Annotated in this window: 1 protein-coding gene; it reads left to right on the top strand. The window is 62.7% G+C overall.

Translation table 11 applies throughout. The annotated features are described in order from the left end of the window. Positions 1-284, top strand: a 284-nt coding sequence (locus MD536_RS21525; RefSeq protein ID WP_239603840.1) for an adenylosuccinate synthetase, incomplete at both ends; no start/stop codon positions are given.

Raw genomic sequence — 284 nt, 5'->3', positions numbered from 1 at the left:
AGAGGAGGTAGCATGGCTCTACAGGTCATCACCGGCACACAGTGGGGCGATGAGGGCAAGGGACGCATCGTCGATTGGTATGCCCGGGAGGCGGATATCACCGCTCGTGCCAACGGGGGTGACAACGCCGGGCACACCGTCACAGTGGAAGGACAAATATACAAACTGCACCTGGTCCCGTCGGGCATCATCCACCCGCAGGTGATGGCTGTGCTGGGCAGCGGCATGGTCATCAACCCCGCCGCGCTGGTGGAGGAACTGGGTATGCTGTGCGTTGCCGGGGT

Origin of the sequence: Flavihumibacter cheonanensis (genome assembly GCF_022352215.1) — a bacterium.
In the GTDB taxonomy this organism is placed as follows: domain Bacteria; phylum Bacteroidota; class Bacteroidia; order Chitinophagales; family Chitinophagaceae; genus Flavihumibacter; species Flavihumibacter cheonanensis.
This window is presented reverse-complemented; position numbering and strand designations above follow the sequence as displayed.